The sequence below is a fragment of the Paenibacillus sp. B2(2019) genome (assembly GCF_008370385.1).
In the GTDB taxonomy this organism is placed as follows: domain Bacteria; phylum Bacillota; class Bacilli; order Paenibacillales; family Paenibacillaceae; genus Paenibacillus_AQ.
In genome coordinates this window covers 669,336-688,812 of sequence record NZ_VTZR01000024.1, presented here as the reverse complement: position 1 = coordinate 688,812, position 19,477 = coordinate 669,336, and the positions used below count along the sequence as shown (strand labels likewise).

Here is a 19,477-nt window from a genome sequence, read left to right as displayed (position 1 = left end):
TACCATCTCCCCTGCGCCGCATTTTGTTAGCGCTTTCTTAATTGCATTGTACTGAAGCTGATTCTTTTAAACTGTCCGTATTTTAACGAAAATAGGGGGCATTTTTATCTTTTAACAGAGCGGTAGCGTTAGGCTGACTATTAGGATACAGATCAACCTTAAAGAGCTTACAGAACAGCAGCATACAAGTAATTGTAATAAACGCTCCAAATAATACATCCGTTGCAAAATGATCTCCCATAATGACGCGGCTAGTCGAGGTGCTGATTCCCCACACTACCGCACAGACAAGCATGATATTGCGCCATTTATTAGCGAAAGGCATAAACATCATCCACAGCATCATGGTCCAGCCATTGGCAGAGTGACCCGAAGGAAAGGATTTGTATGCTTCCGTTGTGACGCCGTTCTCTTGAATGCCTTGGGGGAGAAACCAGCTTGTAAATAGAGAATAATCGCCCTCCATATTACGAAAACGCATCCTGCCCCAAAAGATTTTGAGGACATTTACAAGCAGAATCTCCGCGAATACGATCACGATAGCTGCCCAAGCAGCACGATTATACTGTCTTAGCGTTTGAACAGTTATACGGTTCAATAGCCATTGACACAACGTTGCAAATAGTACGGTTATAATTAAACTGTTGATCATAACATGATCTCCATCCAGCCCATACCCACGAGTTAAAGTAATCGTTATAATACCAAATCCACTAAGTAGGATGAATAATCCGGACACCAGACGGACCATAATCTTCTTTATCAACCGTTCATTTCTAACCGTACTAAATAGAATACTTCCAGCTGCGAATAACACTAGAAAAGCTGGATGTTCTCCATATACCTCAAAAAACCAACCAAACCGCGATTCATGTTCGTTATACAGAGCTTTGGATAGATTCAGATCATTAAACGTAAAGATCGTCATTAACATGACCCATACTATAAGAAATCCCCATATAAAACGTTTTGTCCCTTTTGTCGTCATCTCCTCATCCCCTTTATAGCCATTTAGGAAACGCTTACATTTGAGATTATAAAGCTCCATTCATGAATTCGGATAGGCGAATAATAACTAAAACTAGGGTAGATTTTAACCCTCCTCTTATGTGAAAAAGTGATCAATACATCAAAAGGATCGTTTATCCTACAATAAGCAAAAAAAGCCTAATCCCTTGTGCACGCTGACAGGAGATTAGGCTTTATGGTACAAACGATTAGAAAAGGAAATAAACTAACACCACACCTTCAACTAACAAAATCAGTGAAACGATATGTTGTTTCGTATGCTTTAAAAATTTCCAATCAATAAATGACTGAAATCCTAGGGAAATAATTATGAATACAATCCAAAACCACTTCATTCCCATCCCCTGTACGCCATCAGCTATCATTATGACAATTACCGAAATTAATCCAATAAGTCCGAGTATTAATTTACCTTTTATATTTAGCTCATTACCGTCGTCAGAAAGTTTTTCTTTATCCGGGCCAACAATCCATATCCTTAGAAAAAAACCAGAAAAAGCAATAATTAATAATAAAAATGGAATGATCAATCCTGTTGCCCTCCTTCTAAGAAGTTATTCATATTTATTTCTTATCATTAGTTCTTTGATTTCTCTTAACTCATTTAATATTTCTTTTGATATTTGCGTACTTCTAGAGTTATCGATGCCTAATTTAATCACGAATACTCCAAGCAAACAATAGATGACTAGCATTACGATAATACTCAACTTATCTCCACTCCCCTCTTTATCGTTTGATTCTTAAAAGATGTAGTTAGTGATAGCGTAATTATCCCTATGATACCATAATAAGGGTGTTTGATTAACGCATGAGAACTTGTTGCTAACTTGACAAAAGATCTGCATTTTCGATAGTATAGATAATATCTCGATTATCAAGATATTCGATTTGCGAGGGTATTTTGAAACTTGAACAATTTAAACTGAAAAGAGGGACCACAATGGCAGTACTTATTCTATACGCTACAAAATCAGGGGCAACAGAGCAATGCGCAAAGGTATTATCAGAAGAGCTTCCTCAGAGTAAGATCTGTAATATTGAAATAGAGAAGCCAAGTCTTGAGGCATTTGATAGCATTATTTTAGGTGCTGGAGTAAGAGACGAGAAAATATATAAAGCGATTCGTGATTTTATCAAAAAAAATAAAGATGAGTTACTAAATAAGAAGATGGGCTACTATATTTGTAACGAAAAACCAAAGACTACTGAGGAGTTAATTGAGAAGAATTTTCCGAATGATCTAAAACAAGCTGCGGTTTGCATCGAATCCTTTGGCGGTTATAAAGCCTATAAGGCTCCCAAAGAGGGTACTGATCAGCTCAAGGGGATTTTTGTAGATAAAATAAAAGAGTTTTCTAAGAATTTTAAATAGGGAATATAGAATTTTCTAATAAAGATCCTGTTATCCAGATATATTATCTGGATAACAGGATCTTTTTTAATAAAATATACTTAAATGGTTTATTACTACTTGATTGTCAATTCAAACTTCGCACCCACATCGCTTACAAATACAATCTTCCCGTTATTCGGAAGTTTAACTTGCGTAAGACCACTGACAGTAGAGAAATTTACACACACACCATTCGCATCATAGACAGCAAAGGAACCTTTAGGTGGTAGCCCTACTGTCATCAACTTGCCTGATGCTGTCTCAGGTACTTCATACCATCTCGCATATCCATCTGCTTGAATGGTTACCAATGATTGCGGGCCGGCATAGATAGGTTTAATGGCATCCTGCGTTATAAATAATTGGTTTCCAATCTTGAGATACTCCACGCCCTCTTTATTTTCAAAAACAATATCCGCAAGATCGCGCCCACCTAAAGTTGGAATTTGCACGGTCATTTCAGCTTTATTCGGCCCAGTTATTTTATTTGAGCCCATATAGCCCGGTGCATCAGGGAACATAGCAATTCCAGCTACTGGCATACTCATGTAAAATTGTGAGCTATACTTCTCACTGACATCAAAATACAATTTCCCTTGACGCTGCTGCCAAGCTGACAAGACCTCATTGGATAAAGCGTTTGCCTCTAGCTTTTCAGCTGAATATTGAGAAAGAGCAGTCTCACCAAGCCCTGGAATGACCCCGTACCCTTGAATCCAAAGGTAGACACGACCATTGCTTTCCTTCACAAAGCTGACTTTATTAGTACCCGTTGCATCTAAGAATTCACCGTTTGTATTATACGAAAATTTCTGAGCTGGAAATGTAGGTGCCATAATCGAAGATATACTCAATTCCCCAGCTTTACTAATCTCAATCTTCATCAGTTGTGTAGAATCAGCATAGACACCAGCATAATCCAGCAATTCCTGCGGCATAACCTCTTTGTTCGAAGCTTTAAATGTAGGTGTAGGTTTTAATTCCTTGATAACTCCCTTTTCTTGTAGCGCACTGAGCAATATTTCGTTAGCAAGCATCTGATCGGTTGTGCTATCCCCACCAGAAGATACCACAGCTGCTGCCATCTGCTGATCAGGCAATACAACAAGTGAAGTATGATACAGAGTTGTATCCCCACCCTTTGTCAGAGCTTTGATCTCGTACTGATTGAATGGATATAAATTTACACTGTCCCAGCCCAATCCATACGCAAACGAATTATCTTTTCCTTTTGGCCACATTCCACGCTTGTACTCCTCTTGCTCCATCGCTTTTACTGATTTTTCTGACAGAAGTTCTTTCGATCCTCCAGTGAAAATAGTTGCAAATCGCACCAAATCTTCAGCCGTAGAATAGATGCCCCCTGTTCCAATCACGTTAATCGTCTCTTGGGGTAAAGCGGCAGGGTAGGTAGCATTGTATACACTTGCCAGTTGTCTAGAATCCACAGAATCTACTGGCGTTTTCGTATGCCCAAGCCCTAAAGGACCTGTAAAATTCTGATGGATGAATGTAGTGAAGTCCATTCCACTGACTTTCTCAACAATCAACTCCGCCAGCGTAAATCCATCATTACAATATACTGAGTAGGCTCCTGGATCTGCCTTTAGGCGTTGAGTTGTCAAAGTCGCCAGCAAATTATCTTTGGCGATAGAATCAGAATCATTGAATAAGAAAGAGTTTGATAAGTTCGAACCCCCAAGACCTGATGAATGATTCAGCAGCATTCGTACGGTGATTTGCTTATAGCGTGAATCTTCCATCGTAAAATTATTCAGATACGATACGACAGGTGCATCCAAATCTACCTTTCCTTGATCAACGAGCTTCATAATAGAAGCGGTCGTATACATTTTACTCGTCGAGCCAATTCCATACATCGTTGTAGTGCTTGGTGCTGTCTTGCTCTCCACATGGCTGTATCCAGCTGTGCCGCTCATAACGATATTATCGCCATCGATAAGAGCATATTGGAGACTTGTCGTTCCTATCTTTTCCGTTAAGAATGCTGCCTTCTCTGCCGCGACCTTCTGAGTGTTCACATATGTTTGCGTTTTGCTGCTATCCGCTGCTAATGCATTCGTAGGAAGATAAACTACTAAAAGTAAAGATACCATCAACAGGGATATTATTTTCTTCTTCATACATTCCCTCCCGCTATGAATTTTCCATTCCTTTAAAGGGTAAATTATCCATATGAGAATGTAAAGGACGTTTATATCATTATCTAATCCATTAATTCTACTTTGTCTCCGATTCTGATTTCCCCTGTCTTAACTACAGAAGCGTACACTCCGAAGTGTAGTTCAAATTCTTGGTTTAGTTTTTTCAATAATTTAGGGTCTCTTTCCTGACTATCCGGGTCCATCGTGATAACCATACATCTCTCACAAAAACTATCTACCTGTAGCTGAACATCTCCTATGGAGAGCTGCCGGCCGATCCAATCCCCTTCGAAAAGAGATTCATCGCTTAGAGCTATAACAAAGTTCCCACGAAACCGGCGCTGATCTAAGGAATGTCCCCACGCAGCCTCTAGCTTCTTCAAACTAGCATCCGTAATGAGTAAAATACTGGCGCCATCCACCGATAACAATTGCGGGTGCTCTGGCTGTGGATGTGAAGCTTTTATACTAGACATGGTAATTCGCGTTTTAGTTTGGCTTTGGATTTCTTCCAATAAATGCTCATCCCACCCAAAGGTTCGTCCATCCGAAGCCCTTACATGAATTTCTCCATTGATAAATTGCGCTTGGTAGGTAAGCATTTTAGGATTATTTCTAGCCGTAAAATACCGCCACCAGCCCTCTTTTGACTCATCATAAAAGGCACAGAAGCGATCCCCTAACATTCCATACGGTTCTATTACACAGGTTTCCAATCGTTCACCTGCAAATGACTTGACTGGATAGCGATTAATTTCTCTGATTTCACCAACGACTGATTGCACGGCACAACGCCTCCACTTTCTAAAAATACAACATATCCTTTAATTCTAACTGAAATCGTTTGACTCTTGCACCCTTATTTTCACAACAACACATAGTTATTTCGAACGATTCTCGATCACATAAAAATTTATATATTTTATTTGATTATATGTTTTATACTATGATTATTACATATAGTGGAAACAATATGAGAGGTGAATAGCAGTGCGGTCCAATGAATTCCAAAGTTTTGATTTTTCTTTTACACATGCTGTAATTGGAATGGCTCTAGTTTCGTTAGATGGAACGTTCCTAAAATGGAATTCAGCCCTAAGTACCCTATTGGGATATGATCATAACGAGTTAATAACACCTTCACCATCCGTCCGAACCCTTCTAAGTCAGATCCATGAAATTGCTGAGCTTGGAAGGTCTCTTTCCTCTATGAACATCCATCCGCATCGATTCCAACACGACTACTACCTACCAACCGGACAGCTGTTATCAATAGAGATCTCCATATCTATCGTTTCGGATGCTAATGGTGCACCCCTATATTATTTTACTCAATTTGAGAACAAGACCTTGATCAGGCATATAGAAACTCAGCTGCAAGAAGCGGAAAGCAGTCTACTAGAAAAAGATAAAGCATTCCTGCAACTCCTGGAGGGATTACCTCTGACCGTTGTTATTACAGCAAAAGGGATTATTCAGTATGTGAATTCAGCGGGCTTACAGTTAATCCATGCGGAGAGCCTGAATCAATTGATGGGTACATCTACTACTAATATTGTAGACCTTACCAATCATGCAATCCTCCAAGAACGAAGGGAAAGATATTATAGTGGTGACACGATTGGCTCTGTTTGCTATTTAATTAATTGCTTAAATGGTCAGCAGAAATTTGTGGATGGATTCACATTACCGATTATCTTCAATGGAAACATGGCATTTATCGGAATATTTAAAGATGTCTCTCAGCAAATGCTGGAAGAAGAACGGCTAATCCAATCCGAGAAATTATCTACCGCAGGGCAATTAGCAGCTGGAATCGCGCATGAAATCAGAAATCCGCTTACCGCCATTAACGGCTTTATGAAGCTGCTTCGCTCTTCCGAGCGCATGAATGATAAATTTTTTTTCATTATTGAGTCAGAATTGAAACGCATCGAATTTATCGTCAACGAGCTGCTGGTTTTATCCAAGCCACAAACGACGCATGTCAGTAAACCAGTGGATTTATTATCGTTACTAGAACAAGTCACCACATTAATGAATGGACAAGCTGCACTGAAAAACCTTCAGATCCTCCCTGTCTGTACAGATCACTCCATATGGATCCATGGTGAGGCTTATCAGCTGAAACAGGTATTTATTAATTTACTTAAAAATGCGATGGAAGCCATGAATAGTGGAGGAAATATATATATTCATGTGCTTACAAATGAAAGCGAAGCCCGAATCAGCGTGCAAGATGAAGGTTGCGGGATGACAGAGGAACAGATTAAAGCACTTGGTAAACCATTTTATACGACAAAAGAAACAGGAACAGGCCTTGGATTTATGATCACGCAGAATATTGTACATAATCATGGCGGAGCGATCACTGTAGAAAGTGTCCCTGAGCAAGGCACAACATTTACGGTAACCATTCCAAAAATTTTAGAGCCAGAGGAAGCTGTCATATAACATAAGAAGTTCCGGATCGCAACATCGTGCAAGAATGCACCTGATTTTCACATTATAATGCTTATACATAACTGGAAAAGAAGGTGCAGCAGTGACTCGTGAAGTTCGGACCATCGTCTTCGATAGCGGCTTGAATTTTGAGGCGTATCGCTTTGAAGGGATCATGCAGAAATTCCCTAACCATTTTCATGACTATTACGTTATAGGTTTTATTGAACAAGGCAAAAGACTTATGATTTGTAACAATGAAGAACATATCCTTAACAGCGGAGATGTTATCATCTTTAATCCGCAGGATACCCACACCTGTGAACCGATGGACGGAAACTCCTTTGATTACCGCGCCTTCAATATTCAGCCTGAGATAATGCGTAAGTATGTGCTTGAAATTACCGGCATGGACTACTTGCCTCGGTTCACACATAATGCGCTATACCAAAGTGAACTGGCAACCTCATTACATGATCTACATCTAATGATATTAGAGGATCAAACTGATTTTCAAAAAGAAGAATTGTTTCTGTTTCTCCTGGAGCAGCTTCTGAGGGAATATTCCGATGCAGAGCCCTTCTATTCTTCACAAGACCTTACCTCTGAAATCAAAACCATTTGCGAATACATAGAGACTCATTATGCGCAGAATATTACCCTCAATCAATTAAGTGAATTGACAAGCTTAAGCAAATATCATTTACTGCGTTTATTTACCAGACAAAAAGGGATATCTCCTTATCGATACTTGGAAACTATTCGGATTAATCAGGCCAAACGACTTTTAGAACAAGGAGTACTCCCCATAGAAGTGGCCTCACTAACCGGATTCAGCGATCAGAGCCATTTCACAAATTTTTTCAAAAAATTGATTGGCTTAACCCCTAAGCAATACATGCGTATATTTAATCAGCAGCCGGGACAAACGCGATCAACGGAACGCATGATATGATGGATCAACGCAAGACCAATACGGGACATCTGCTGGCACTAATTACGATTATCATCTGGGGAACAACCTTTATCTCTTCAAAAATACTATTAACGGATTTTACGCCTGTTGAAATTCTGTTCTTCCGCTTTCTTTTGGGTTACTTTGTATTGTTGCTGATCTATTCACGTCCAGTGCGAACGAAATCCTTTAAGGAAGAATTACTATTTATTTCAGCAGGATTATGTGGAATTACTTTATATTTTCTTCTAGAGAACATTGCCCTAGTCTACACCCTTGCTTCCAATGTAGGCGTGATTGTCTCAATTGCTCCATTCTTCACAGCTGTGATTGCTCACTTCTTTTTGGAGGAAGAGAAATTTCATCGTCAGTTTATACTAGGATTTGTAATTGCGCTGTCAGGAATTATTTTAATCGGGCTAAATGGAAGTTTTCTTCTAAAACTGAACCCGATCGGAGACCTCTTGGCTTTCATAGCCCCTATGGTTTGGGCCATTTACTCTGTATTAATGCGAAAAATAAGCGATTTACAGGTTCATACGATTGGGGCTACCCGTAAAGTATTTTTTTATGGAATCCTATTTATGCTGCCAGCTTTATTTATCTTTGATTTTCATTTAGATCTAAGTAGATTCAAAGACATCCAAAATATTACTAACATCCTCTTTTTAGGACTGGGAGCCTCTGCTTTATGTTTTGTCACCTGGAATCGGGCTGTAGGAATCTTAGGAGCCGTAAAAACAAGTGTGTACATATATATTGTGCCTGTAGTTACGGTGGCAGCCTCTGCCCTTATCCTGAATGAAAAGATCACCTGGGCAACTTTGCTGGGAACCTTTTTGACGCTAACCGGTTCATATATTTCTGAACGCAAACCGAAATAATCATTCATCTCCTAGGATTAAAATACGAAGCTATTCCAATATATGGAGTGGATCTAAAAACTAATTAGGGAAAATTCCCTAATTCATCCTAAACGCGAAAAAAGGGGCGTACCGGAGTAGCTTAATGCTACTTCGGTACGCCCCTTTCATTATGGACGCTGGTAAACGCTGCTGATCAAAAAAGCGAAACAGGAATGAGCTTTCTTCCTCCCTTGACTAGGGTGGATTCTAACATATCCCCTTTAACACCTCCGAAATAGAGCTGCCAGTACACACCAAAGCGAACGCTAACGTCATTCTTCACTAGCTCCGGTGGCGTTACAATCAGCCACTGAAATTTAAGAGCCTTAGAAATTTCAAATACGGGATCAAGCACGTTATTAGAAACCATTTCTCCAAAAGGATTGTCATATAAAAAGACCGTCCACCCTTTGTTCTCACGATTCACACGTTTATGCGTCATGATCATCATGGCTACCAGCAGCTGCACAGATTGGCGCTGTCCACCACTGCCGACAGCCTCATCCAGCGCACCCCGATTGATGATTTCCCAGTCGGAATAATGGTAGTCTTCCGGAGCGGCGTAGAGGAAGTAATTTTCCGTTACTGGTTTATATACCTGAAGAATCGGGAAGCGATTCTGAAGCGCCGCATAGACGATTCGTCCGTCATTAATAACCTCTTTGATTATAAGTGTTGGCACTTGTTCAATCTTTGGATATTTTGAGAGCAATTCATGGATACAACGATTGAAATAGTCGCTGACCATCGGCTCTACCTCATCGCTAGATCTCGGTATATTGATATTCTTATAATTCAGGCGTACCAGCGGGAAGGCATAATTATTCTCATTATGAATAATCATCCGACGTTCCATTCGCTTCATAATATCAATGATTTGTACTACACGATAAGAAGCCCGGGCTACCCACATCTTACGGGACAGATCCATATCCTCCTTATCGCTTTGAATGCTCTCAATCTGATCGCGTGAACTACGTAACATCGAATCTAGAACTTGCTGAGCAATAGCGAAGTTATCCCAATGAACCGTATTTAAACGATCTAGAATCTTGGTCTCCAGTTCAGAATTCCGTTCGTTTTTGGCAAGTTTTCCGGTTAATGAATTTTTCTCTTCCTTCACCTTTCTGGAAACCTCGTCCCGTCTAACTCGGCTATCCTTAATACGAAGAAGCCAGTCAGCAACCAGTGACTCACAGCCTTCTCTTACGCTCAGCATTAATTTTTCTGGCACAGTCCGTAGATTGACCCGATCCTCAATATGTGCATTCATGATCTTGATTTGATTGGATAACGTCTGAATAAGCGCATCCATTCGTTCCAAAGATCGTTTACACTGGTTAAGCATGAGCTCATTCTCTTGGAAACGCTCCTGAATGTCCGCCTCTTTTTGCTCGAGTTGCTCATTCCAAATTTCCACGGCACGCTCATGTTTCTCTTTGATTCCTTTTTCTACCTTACGCAATTCCTTCTGCAAATTCTCCAATTCGGTCTGGCAACGGATGAAAGAATCGTGAACCATCTGATAGTCTTCTTCCAGTGAAGCAGTTTCCGACTTTTGACGGTTTCTTGCAGCCATAATGGATTCAGTAGATTCAGCAGGCTCTGTTACCTTCCGCCAATTCTCATCCACTTGATTCAGGCTGGCTTCAAGCTCCGTTAGATTCTCGCTCGCCGCTTTAATCTGGGCGGCTCTTGTTCGAATTTCAAGCTCATTCTCCGTCAGCGATTGCTGCAGACTTTCAACGGTACTGAGCTGCTGCAACAGAAGGTTCTGCTCTACGGGATCTATTGGTGTGGGTTCCATATCATCCGAAAGTTGATGATATGTCGGAAATACAATTTCAGGGAACCAATGCTGCAGTCTAGGAAACAGAGCATACTTGGCATCTCCCATCCATTTCTCACGCTCTCCGCCAAGGCTTACCATTTGCGCTTCAAGATGCTCGAGTTCCTGGTCCTTACTCGCAAGCTCTTTGCTCACTAGACTCTTACGATCTGTATACTTTTTCTTCTCCTTTTGATCCTGCTCATGTTTCTTCGAACGTTCAATCCAACCTTGCAACGCTGCTGCTCTCTGCTCATGCTCTGCACTAAGCGCTTTATTCTCGATAAGTTCCCGACCGATCCGAGCAAGCGTGCTCTCGTTCTCATTAATCTCGCTGCTCAGACTGATAATGCTCTGCTGAAGTTCACTTTGCAGTTTCATAAGGGTATTGCGTTTGGCTGTAATCGTCACAGTGTTCTCTGTTTGATATAACCGCTCATATTCCTGACGCACAGATTTCAACTTCGATAAATAAGCCTCCGCGTCCTGAAGCACTTGTTCTTGCTCCTTAAGCTTCGCCTGAATACCGCTCTTAAAGTTTAAGAACCGATCTGGCTCCAGTACCATTTGTGGGCCTTGGTTAGCTAGAAGCTTAAAAGATACTGGATCTGAAGCTACCATCTCTTCACGGATAAAGATAGGCACCGCTGATTTGAGCAGTGTGTCCTTCAGCAAATCCGGTTTGATTTTATCAGCTTCGCGCCGGGTAACAATCAGACTATAAGGAAGGAGTGGATAGCGCTCTAGTTCTTCCTCACGTTCAAGGTATGGACGATCATTTAAATAGGAACTGCCCGGTGTAGATTGAATCTTGAGCGAATCGAGTGTATCCTTGACCGCGAGAATATCTGAATTCGGCAGCCAGTAGGATTGCTTCTGAAGTTCCACGTCCATAAGCTGATTGTAGTACTCTCGTCTGGAACGTTTTGTCTGCTGCTCCACTTCATCCATTTTTCGGATAAATCGTAGTTGAATCGTATCCTGCTCTTCAAAAAGGCCAGTAGCTCCCAACCGATTATGTTCATCAAACATTTCCAGTAGAACAACAATCTGTGACCATAATTGTGATTCTTTATAGGTCTGCGAATCAAGCAGTGCCCCGAGCTCGTCTACCTCTCGTTCATAAGAGCGATGCTTCTCGCTGAGCTCGGCATGATTCTTATGCAGTGCCAGCTTTCGGTTCTCTGCCTCTTTATGCTGTTCCTCTAGCACTTCCATATCCAGAAGTATCGTTTTGGCAGCTGAAATCGTACGTTGAAGCGCCGCCACCGGAGCATGTGCAGCGTCCTGACCATGCTGAGCTGCGAATGTTCCCAGTTCTTCTGTATATTGACGGATAGATAGCGTCAATTCATTAATCTGGATATCCAGGCCTGCTAACTCCAACAGGAAGCTTTCCCGCTCCTTGCGCAGACCTTTTTCTTCAGTCGCCAGTGCTCGCTCAGCGTTTCCAAATCCTCTGATCGTTTGTTGCCAGAGGCTTGAGACCACATCCCATTGTTTACGAAGCTTTTCTTTAGCCGTCTGAATGACCTCTTGACGTTCTTTCATCTCCAGAGATCCTTCGATCGCTTGAATTTCTTTCTGCCATTGCTCAATTTGTCGTGTGTGGAGCATACGTTTAGCTAAGAAATGAGCCACTTCAAGCTTTTTCTCCTGAGTCTTGGAATCGTCCAGCCGTCCACGTGCACGTCTCTGATCATCACTAAGCTTTTTGAACTCTTCTTGTTTCAGTTCCATTTCTTCCTTGCTGCGCAAATACTTTAGATTGTCTGTCTCAAATCGCAATTGCTTCGCATCCTGATAATGCCCCGCCAGTTCATTACCAACCTTACTTCGCTCTTCTTCCGCATTTCTCTGTTCTTCATGAATAACCGTAAAGATCTGACGCCCACGAAGTTCCGTTTCTTGAACAACACTCTCTGCCTCTACTCCTAGCTTCACCAGCTCGTATAAAGGTGCAGCCATGCCAAGAAACTCTGTATAGACCTGTTCCCGCTGTTCAAGCATCGGTAGACGTTGAGCTACTGTCGCCGTGTCAATAAACATCCGCTGCAGCGTATTGTCTTCTTCTTTGGGTCCCTCATTTAGACTGGAGCCGATCTCAGGGATAATTAGCTTTTCGAATAAGTTATGGTTGGTAAAGGCGTCATTCTTTTTAAAATAACCTTTAATACCACCCTCTTCCCCATTAATCCGCCGCATATTGCGCCACTCGGCGATATGGATATCCCGGGTAGCCAGGAAATCATAATATCTTTTTAAATCCGAGCTATGGCTACCGAAAGGTACAATTTCTCCCCGCCGATCTCGTATAAATTGCTGGATCGTTTCAAAACTCGTAGGTTCAGCAGTCTCTTCATCGAAGAGTGGCAACGTCGAAAGGGTGAGTTCAGACGCATCGCCATAATCGGTAAGTGCGTATAGAAGGTAATCCACTTTAATATCCTGCTGATCCAGTGAGTTATGTGCCGTCATAGCAATACCAGTCGTCATATATTCATTACGCTCATTGTTGTCCAGATGCCATTCGATAGCTACATGAAAGGTATAAGGTTTAAGTTGTTTTTTATGATTATGAAAAAATGCTTCCACCTGGTTCTCACTGTCTTTTCCCCATGGCGTTTTGGGCATTAATAACTGAAATATGGATTGCAGCAGTACGCCCTTCCCGCCACCATTCATAAGCGTAATAAGCGTATTGCTCGGCCCCTCTTCGTTACAGAGGTCCAGAATCATATCATCATATTTCTTGAGCATTTTCTCATATTTAAGTCCTGTAATCCGTATGCGTTCAATCCGCGGCATTAATAGCACCGTCTTTCTCAGCTAAAGTTCGTCCGATGAGTTTCTTCAATTCCTGATACCGGTCAACATCATGATATAAATACCGCATTCTCTCATAAAGCTCTTCCCGAGGGAATATCCGCTTCTCTGACTCCGAGATGAACACGAGCTTCTCCTCTTCCAGGAGCTTCATGCCTTCATGAATCAGCCCAATTCGTGAGCCTGCGCCTCTTGTCAGAAGATCGCTCTCTTCCTGACTCTTAGTTTGCATATAGAGGTTAGTCCACACCTTCGACATCGCTTGGATATCCAAGCGCCACTGCTGACTAAACCTACCTTCATCATCCATCTGCATCCATGCTTGGAAAAGTGAAGACACCTGATCGGATATCTGTATATAGGACATACTGTCCTGCCCGGACTTAAAGTGAGTCTCGTCCTGATCCATCTCGGCCAGAAACACAAGGATGATGATATTAATGATATGTAAATGAGTTTTGCGCTCAATTCGTGAGTATTTATTCTTCAACTGGGTAAAGTTGGTGGCGAACACTGACCCGAGTGGATTGACCAACAAATGGAGACGGTGTCCCGAATTCATCACTCGACAGCCTGCCTCCTTGGCAACATATTGAAGCGCATCATATGTTCCTGCATCCTGCAGGCATTCCGCTGCCGCAGGATCATCGAGAGGGATTACTTTTTTACGAAGTAATTCAAAAAATAGTCGTGAAGCTTGCTGTACCTGTTCTAATGTATAACTCATGCTAGTAACTTCTCACCTCTCCACGATCGTAATAGTATATGGGCTCATGTCTAGACCAGACCAGCGTACCCTTAGGGCTGATTCTTGCGCAATGCTCGTCCGCAACAGCTTGCCGTGCAAGCTCTCCAGTTGAGGATCATCCGCTAGTACGTACCTGATTAGCAGCTGGCATTCATCAGATCCGTTGCTGTTCTCCGGAGCCTGTTCCTGTACTACAATCTCTGAATGAAAAAACTGCACCCATAGATCAATAGCATCCGGTGTGAGTGCCCATCGAGTTAATTCCTCTGCGGTAAAAGCCTCCTCAGTAAACGTAAAGCTTCCCCGCTCGACTAGCGCACTGAACACAGGCTTCCACAGTTCAACGACTTCCCCCCATGGAATACCTTTAGGAATATATTGAGCATTCTCAGCATAGAGCTCATCTTCAAGTTCATCTATTACTATATCCGGGATAAAACCAACCTCTTGTTCCTCCCAAGCCCAAGGAAGTGGATAGACAAAATCCTGATTCGGAGCGAACAATCCACTTAACAGCAGATCAAGACTGTCACCGCTTGGCAGACCCTCTTCTTTAACCCATTCCTCCCATACATGCGTACGAAAATTAAAGCCGGCGGCTCCCCAGAATAGTTCAGGAAAGTTCAATCTTAAGTTGGTCTCCACCTCGAAAATATTCAAGACTATCTCAGCCAGCTCATCGTGTACACGCCGTGAGAGCTCAACTCGTTCAGAAAGAATACGGATCTCATTAAAGTCGATCACATCCTTCTCATCATTGGCTAGCCGGGCCAGAGAACGATGAATATTATCAAAATGCTTGCGTTCCTCATCGAACTGCAGATGAATTTCTTCGAGTCGCTGATGCCGAGCCACTCCGAATTCACTAAAAATATGCTTCGGGTTACGGCGCAATGCATTCCGGTATTCCTGCTGTTGCTGAGTCATCTTCCTAACCCGGGAGATAAGCTCATTCACATCCTGAAGCGCCCGAGTTACACGTCCATGCTTAATATGCATCTGAATCTCGAGCAGCTTGATGCTGATCTGGAACTCTTCAATAATCTCATGACTCATAAAAATAAGCTCCATGGCATATTCGGAGAGACGATAGATTGTTCTGCCGCTCTCTTCCCAGCTACTGCGGGTCGCATCCTCATCCACCATGAAATACTTATATTTCTGCACAGACATTTGCCGAGCTGCATCATCATAATAATAGGATTCGAAATCCCCACCATTTCCGCTCCAGAGCAGGCCGTCTACTAAACGTTCTACGGATTCGGTAGTCCCGAGATTCGCTATATTGAACCGTTCCAATGCAGTCCAAGCCAACGCTATTATATCTTCCTTGGATCTTCTCTCATTGGATTCTAGCTCCAAATAATAGACTTGCAACAAGATGCTTAAAGATACCATTTCTTTGTACGGTTGGATTTCGCCAAGGTTCATCCCAGCCCCCAGATTCCATAGGGGATTCAATCGTTTATTTCGTTCGCCAAAATCCGACCAATTCATCTTTCTGCCATCCTCACCAAATAAAAATAAAACCCGTATACATCCGTATAGGGTTCTGAAGTACGCGAATATATGTTTCTATTATATCAATTCATCGAAGGTTATGCTATTTATTGTTAAACAAAATAATAGATTCTATCCACGCATTTCTACTCTGCAGAATCTGGAGTACATGCCATGCAATACTGCTCTAATGTACTGTTGGGTAAGGGGATAACCTTAACTGTGCGGAACTGAAAATGCTCATAGATAGGTAGATTGCTTGGCGTCTGTGTCTCTAACGTGCATAATGCATTCTTCTCGCGGCACTCGGCGAGCAGCGGCATCATAATTTTTGATACATATCCTTGCCCACGGTAACGTTCTTGCACTACAAGCATATCCAAATGCATATACTTCTGATCACCAAACATCGATAGCCATAAGGAACTCATACTGCGCAAAGTAGTTAGTCCTCGAATAAATCCTCGCACACCAATGATTCGGCAAATCGGTAAACACTTGAGAATCGCTATCCCAATTTGTTTCATATAGTTGACGTTCGAAATTAATGTCCCGCTCTGACGCTCCGAATGGAACACCAAGGCGACAGCTTCATAATTTGTTGACGTCGTTAGTAAATCCGAATAAGGATACAACATCTCAATATAACGATGAAAAAAAATGTTTAATACGCGGAGTCTGGTTGTTTCATCAGGCAAAATATGCTGATACAATGGATCATCCTTTGCGAAGGCTTCTGCCAGAACGCTGGCGGCTTTCGGAATGCCCTGCCGATGAATTTTAATTAATGAACTACAAATAGTTCCACCTCATTTAGTTTACTTTCGCGATAGGCTCGGTTAGTGAACAAGCCATTCAAGAATATTATAACTGGTTCAGTCAAGCCCTCATTTAAGGCGATGAACTCGATATGGCACGATGGTTCTATTGTCAATTCTTCATTGAATGAGATATGATTAAAAAGATTACAAAAATACTGGGAGGAAAAATGGAAGATATTATACTGTGGCTTAAATACTTGTTTCTAGGGTTTGTTCAAGGGGCAACTGAGCCAATCCCCGTTTCCTCGAGCGGCCATTTAATCATCGCGCAGAAATTGCTAGGCTTAAAACAGAATGGGCTATCATTTGAAATCCTGACAAATACGGCTTCTCTAATTGCGATTTGCTTTATTTTCCGCAAAGATATCGGAAGATTGATCACTGGATTCGTTCAATTTATTCTGACCCGCAAAGAGGAATATAAGTCAGATTTTATGTTCTCTTTGTACATTATCATTGGCACCATGCCTGCGGTTATCGTAGCCTTGTTCTTTAAGGACCAAATTGAGGAGATCTTCTCGTCAGTACACACCGTGTCCATCGCCTTGCTGGTAACCGGGGTTGCTTTATGGTTAATTCGTAATCTTCGCGGTCGTAAACAAGATGGGGATTTAAAAGCGAAGGATGCAGTCATAGTCGGACTTGCCCAAGCTGTAGCTCTTATTCCTGGGATAAGTCGCTCAGGCGCAACGGTCATCTCTTCCATTGCTGTGGGAATGAAGCAAGAAACTGCTTTACGCTTTTCTTTTATGCTGTATATTCCAATCAGTCTGGGCGGACTTGTTATGGGGGCATCTGATATTGCCAGTGACCCGAACCGAGCGCAACTAGCAATTCCATACTTAATTGCATTTATCACTACACTAATCGTTACGTATTTTTCTATGCGCTGGTTTATGGGGATTATGGCTAAAGGTAATTTGAAGTACTTCTCTTATTACTGCTTCTTGGCTGGGATACTACTCCTTATCTTCATGTAAGTACATGATTTCAAACAAAAGCCCTCATGACAATCTCTGGGATTACAGAGAGCATGAGGGCTTTTCATCCTATTTTAACAGGGATATTACTTCACCACTCGACCGAATCTTGCCGATCCTAGGGAAAATGGTTTTACACACATAGTCATGCTCTTCTTTCGTCGAAGCAGTCATTGCATCTTCCACAAAAACTTGGTTGTAACCAAGCTGATAAGCTTCTCTAGCTGTCGTATCCACACCTATGGATGTAGAAATACCACACAAGACAATTGTATCTATACCACGACGCCGTAGCTGTAAATCAAGATCCGTTCCGAAGAATGCCCCCCACTGACGTTTAGATATCACATGTGCGTTTTTGAAGTCTGATAATTCAGGTACCAAGGTATCCCAACCTTCTGGAATGGATCCTGCATTCATCTTCAGATCTGTTTGAGGTCTTAACATATCCTGTCCATCTATCGAGGATACTCTTACAAGTACTACAAACGCCCCCTTTTCCGTGAAGGCTTGAACTAAACTGCATCCCTTCTGAACCACCTGCTCACCTGTATATGGAGCCTTATTCGGCATGTTAACAATTCCATTTTGCAAGTCGATTACAACCAGCGCCGTTTTCTTTGCATCAATACATTCAGTTTCTGATCTCTTTAAGTCTTCCATTGTCTTCTCTCCCATTTAAGCTTAGTTTTTTATATACTTTAAAATAAACCCAGCCTGCATTTATCAATAGCAAAACACTCGTAATAAAGAATACATCTCGGATCCCAAACCAGGCTGCCACTTGCCCACCTAGAACCGAACCCGCAAATGTGCCAAGATAACCTGCCGACATGTTAAATCCAAACACTCTGCCTGTAAGCGCATCTGGTGTTATTTTCTTAACGAGGATATTCACAGAAGGTATTAACCCACCTGCCGCTAATCCTAGTAGAAAACGCAGACCCATTAACTGCCAAGGATTCTGAACAAACGCTTGTGGGATAAACAGAAGTCCTGCCGCTATAAGCGCAACTAGTATAACTTTTTGAGCACCTATTCGGTCAGACAACTTGCCAAGCCTTGGAGCAGCAATGATGTTAGCCAGCCCTGAAGCTGAGAAGGTCATCCCTGCAAGCAGAGCCACATGACTAGCACTCTTGGAGAGCTGAGTAACATATACCGTAATGATTGGTTCTACAGAGTATAAAGCAACAGTTAGAATAAAGAAGGTTACAAACAAGGTTAGCGTTAGGCTTTTCTCTGGAACACTGCTCCAGACCTCCTTGATACTTAGCGTCTTTTTATCTTCACGATGAAAAGATTCCTTCACGAACAAAGCCGTTGTAATGAAGGCAACCAGCATCAGTCCACCCGTAACAAAAAATGAACTTTGTAAACCCATGCTCTCTGCAATGAAACCACCAATCGTTGGGCCAAGTAAAGCTCCAGCAATACTGGCTGTTGAAAGAGTTCCTAAAGCATATCCTGCATGTTCCTTATCCGTCTGAGTCGCGATTAATGTAGTACAAGCTGTACTATAACCCGTTATTGTGCCCTGTAATAATCTTAATGCAATTAATACATACACATTAGGCGCAAAACCCATACAGCTGATCACAATCGCCATCCCAAGACTTGCCCGCAAAAGCATTGGTTTCCGTCCGAACCTGTCTGCCGCCAGTCCCCAAATGGGTGAAAATATGGCTGAAACGATAAAGGTAATCCCAAAAGCAATGCCAGAAAACTGAGCAACGGAATCGGCATTATCCACGCCAAGATGCTTAATGTAAAGTGGCAATACTGGCGCAATCTGGCTCATACCTACACCCGTTACAAACATACCAAACCAGCAAACGATCAAATTCCTTTTCCACATGGACATAAAAAAGCCTTCTTTCTG

General features: G+C 42.0%; 15 protein-coding genes. 5 read left to right on the top strand and 10 right to left on the bottom strand.

The window, feature by feature from the left end:
* Nucleotides 1–82 precede the first annotated feature (82 nt).
* Both PAENI_RS24415 and PAENI_RS24410 read right to left on the bottom strand, forming a co-directional pair.
* Complete coding sequence (locus PAENI_RS24415; RefSeq protein WP_188114665.1) at nt 83–988, bottom strand: phosphatase PAP2 family protein; 906 nt, start codon at nt 986–988, stop codon at nt 83–85.
* 229 nt (nt 989–1,217) lie between these two features.
* Nucleotides 1,218–1,559, bottom strand: coding sequence for a DUF4181 domain-containing protein (locus PAENI_RS24410; protein WP_042189760.1), 342 nt, complete (start codon nt 1,557–1,559; stop codon nt 1,218–1,220).
* 413 nt (nt 1,560–1,972) lie between these two features.
* Here PAENI_RS24410 and PAENI_RS24405 point away from each other — a divergent pair, with 413 nt between their 5' ends.
* The gene (locus tag PAENI_RS24405) at nt 1,973–2,404 is read left to right on the top strand and encodes a flavodoxin domain-containing protein (RefSeq protein ID WP_076299347.1); all 432 of its coding nucleotides are present in this window, start codon (nt 1,973–1,975) and stop codon (nt 2,402–2,404) included.
* A 95-nt stretch (nt 2,405–2,499) separates the two neighbouring features.
* Here the strand turns inward: PAENI_RS24405 and PAENI_RS24400 are convergent, their stop codons facing one another.
* Together PAENI_RS24400 and PAENI_RS24395 are read right to left on the bottom strand one after the other, a co-directional pair.
* Nucleotides 2,500–4,569, bottom strand: a complete 2,070-nt coding sequence (locus PAENI_RS24400; RefSeq protein ID WP_149646960.1) for a serine hydrolase domain-containing protein — start codon at nt 4,567–4,569, stop codon at nt 2,500–2,502.
* A gap of 83 nt (nt 4,570–4,652) precedes the next feature.
* Nucleotides 4,653–5,375, bottom strand: a complete 723-nt coding sequence (locus PAENI_RS24395; protein WP_149646959.1) for an MOSC domain-containing protein — start codon at nt 5,373–5,375, stop codon at nt 4,653–4,655.
* Between the two features lie 205 nt (nt 5,376–5,580).
* Here PAENI_RS24395 and PAENI_RS24390 point away from each other — a divergent pair, with 205 nt between their 5' ends.
* The 3 genes from PAENI_RS24390 to PAENI_RS24380 all read left to right on the top strand — a co-directional run bounded on the left by PAENI_RS24390 (nt 5,581) and on the right by PAENI_RS24380 (nt 8,871).
* Entirely contained in the window at nt 5,581–7,044 is a 1,464-nt protein-coding gene (locus PAENI_RS24390; RefSeq protein ID WP_262495709.1) for an ATP-binding protein, read from the top strand.
* A gap of 91 nt (nt 7,045–7,135) precedes the next feature.
* A complete protein-coding gene (locus tag PAENI_RS24385) occupies nt 7,136–7,987 on the top strand; it encodes an AraC family ligand binding domain-containing protein (RefSeq protein ID WP_149646958.1) in 852 nt (283 codons plus the stop codon).
* Nucleotides 7,987–8,871 (top strand): DMT family transporter, encoded by an 885-nt coding sequence (locus PAENI_RS24380; RefSeq protein ID WP_149647078.1) that lies wholly within the window; start codon nt 7,987–7,989, stop codon nt 8,869–8,871. Before PAENI_RS24385 ends, PAENI_RS24380 begins: the two co-directional genes overlap by 1 nt.
* Nucleotides 8,872–9,046: 175 nt before the next feature.
* Here the strand turns inward: PAENI_RS24380 and PAENI_RS24375 are convergent, their stop codons facing one another.
* The 4 genes from PAENI_RS24375 to PAENI_RS24360 all read right to left on the bottom strand — a co-directional run bounded on the left by PAENI_RS24375 (nt 9,047) and on the right by PAENI_RS24360 (nt 16,507).
* Nucleotides 9,047–13,528 (bottom strand): coiled-coil domain-containing protein, encoded by a 4,482-nt coding sequence (locus tag PAENI_RS24375; RefSeq protein WP_149646957.1) that lies wholly within the window; start codon nt 13,526–13,528, stop codon nt 9,047–9,049.
* Complete coding sequence (locus PAENI_RS24370; protein WP_042189773.1) at nt 13,515–14,273, bottom strand: DUF6063 family protein; 759 nt, start codon at nt 14,271–14,273, stop codon at nt 13,515–13,517. Before PAENI_RS24370 ends, PAENI_RS24375 begins: the two co-directional genes overlap by 14 nt.
* A 12-nt stretch (nt 14,274–14,285) precedes the next feature.
* The gene (locus tag PAENI_RS24365) at nt 14,286–15,791 is read right to left on the bottom strand and encodes a hypothetical protein (protein ID WP_149646956.1); all 1,506 of its coding nucleotides are present in this window, start codon (nt 15,789–15,791) and stop codon (nt 14,286–14,288) included.
* Nucleotides 15,792–15,940: 149 nt separating this feature from the next.
* Nucleotides 15,941–16,507, bottom strand: coding sequence for a GNAT family N-acetyltransferase (locus PAENI_RS24360; RefSeq protein ID WP_262495708.1), 567 nt, complete (start codon nt 16,505–16,507; stop codon nt 15,941–15,943).
* 275 nt (nt 16,508–16,782) lie between these two features.
* Between PAENI_RS24360 and PAENI_RS24355 the strand changes: the two genes are divergently transcribed.
* A complete protein-coding gene (locus PAENI_RS24355; RefSeq protein WP_042189788.1) occupies nt 16,783–17,595 on the top strand; it encodes an undecaprenyl-diphosphate phosphatase in 813 nt (270 codons plus the stop codon).
* 69 nt (nt 17,596–17,664) lie between these two features.
* On the opposite strand, the gene PAENI_RS24350 is transcribed toward PAENI_RS24355, so the two are convergent.
* Together PAENI_RS24350 and PAENI_RS24345 are read right to left on the bottom strand one after the other, a co-directional pair.
* Nucleotides 17,665–18,258 (bottom strand): hydrolase, encoded by a 594-nt coding sequence (locus PAENI_RS24350; protein WP_149646955.1) that lies wholly within the window; start codon nt 18,256–18,258, stop codon nt 17,665–17,667.
* Complete coding sequence (locus tag PAENI_RS24345; RefSeq protein WP_042189792.1) at nt 18,230–19,459, bottom strand: multidrug efflux MFS transporter; 1,230 nt, start codon at nt 19,457–19,459, stop codon at nt 18,230–18,232. The genes PAENI_RS24350 and PAENI_RS24345 overlap by 29 nt, the downstream gene beginning before the upstream one ends.
* Nucleotides 19,460–19,477: the final 18 nt, after the last annotated feature.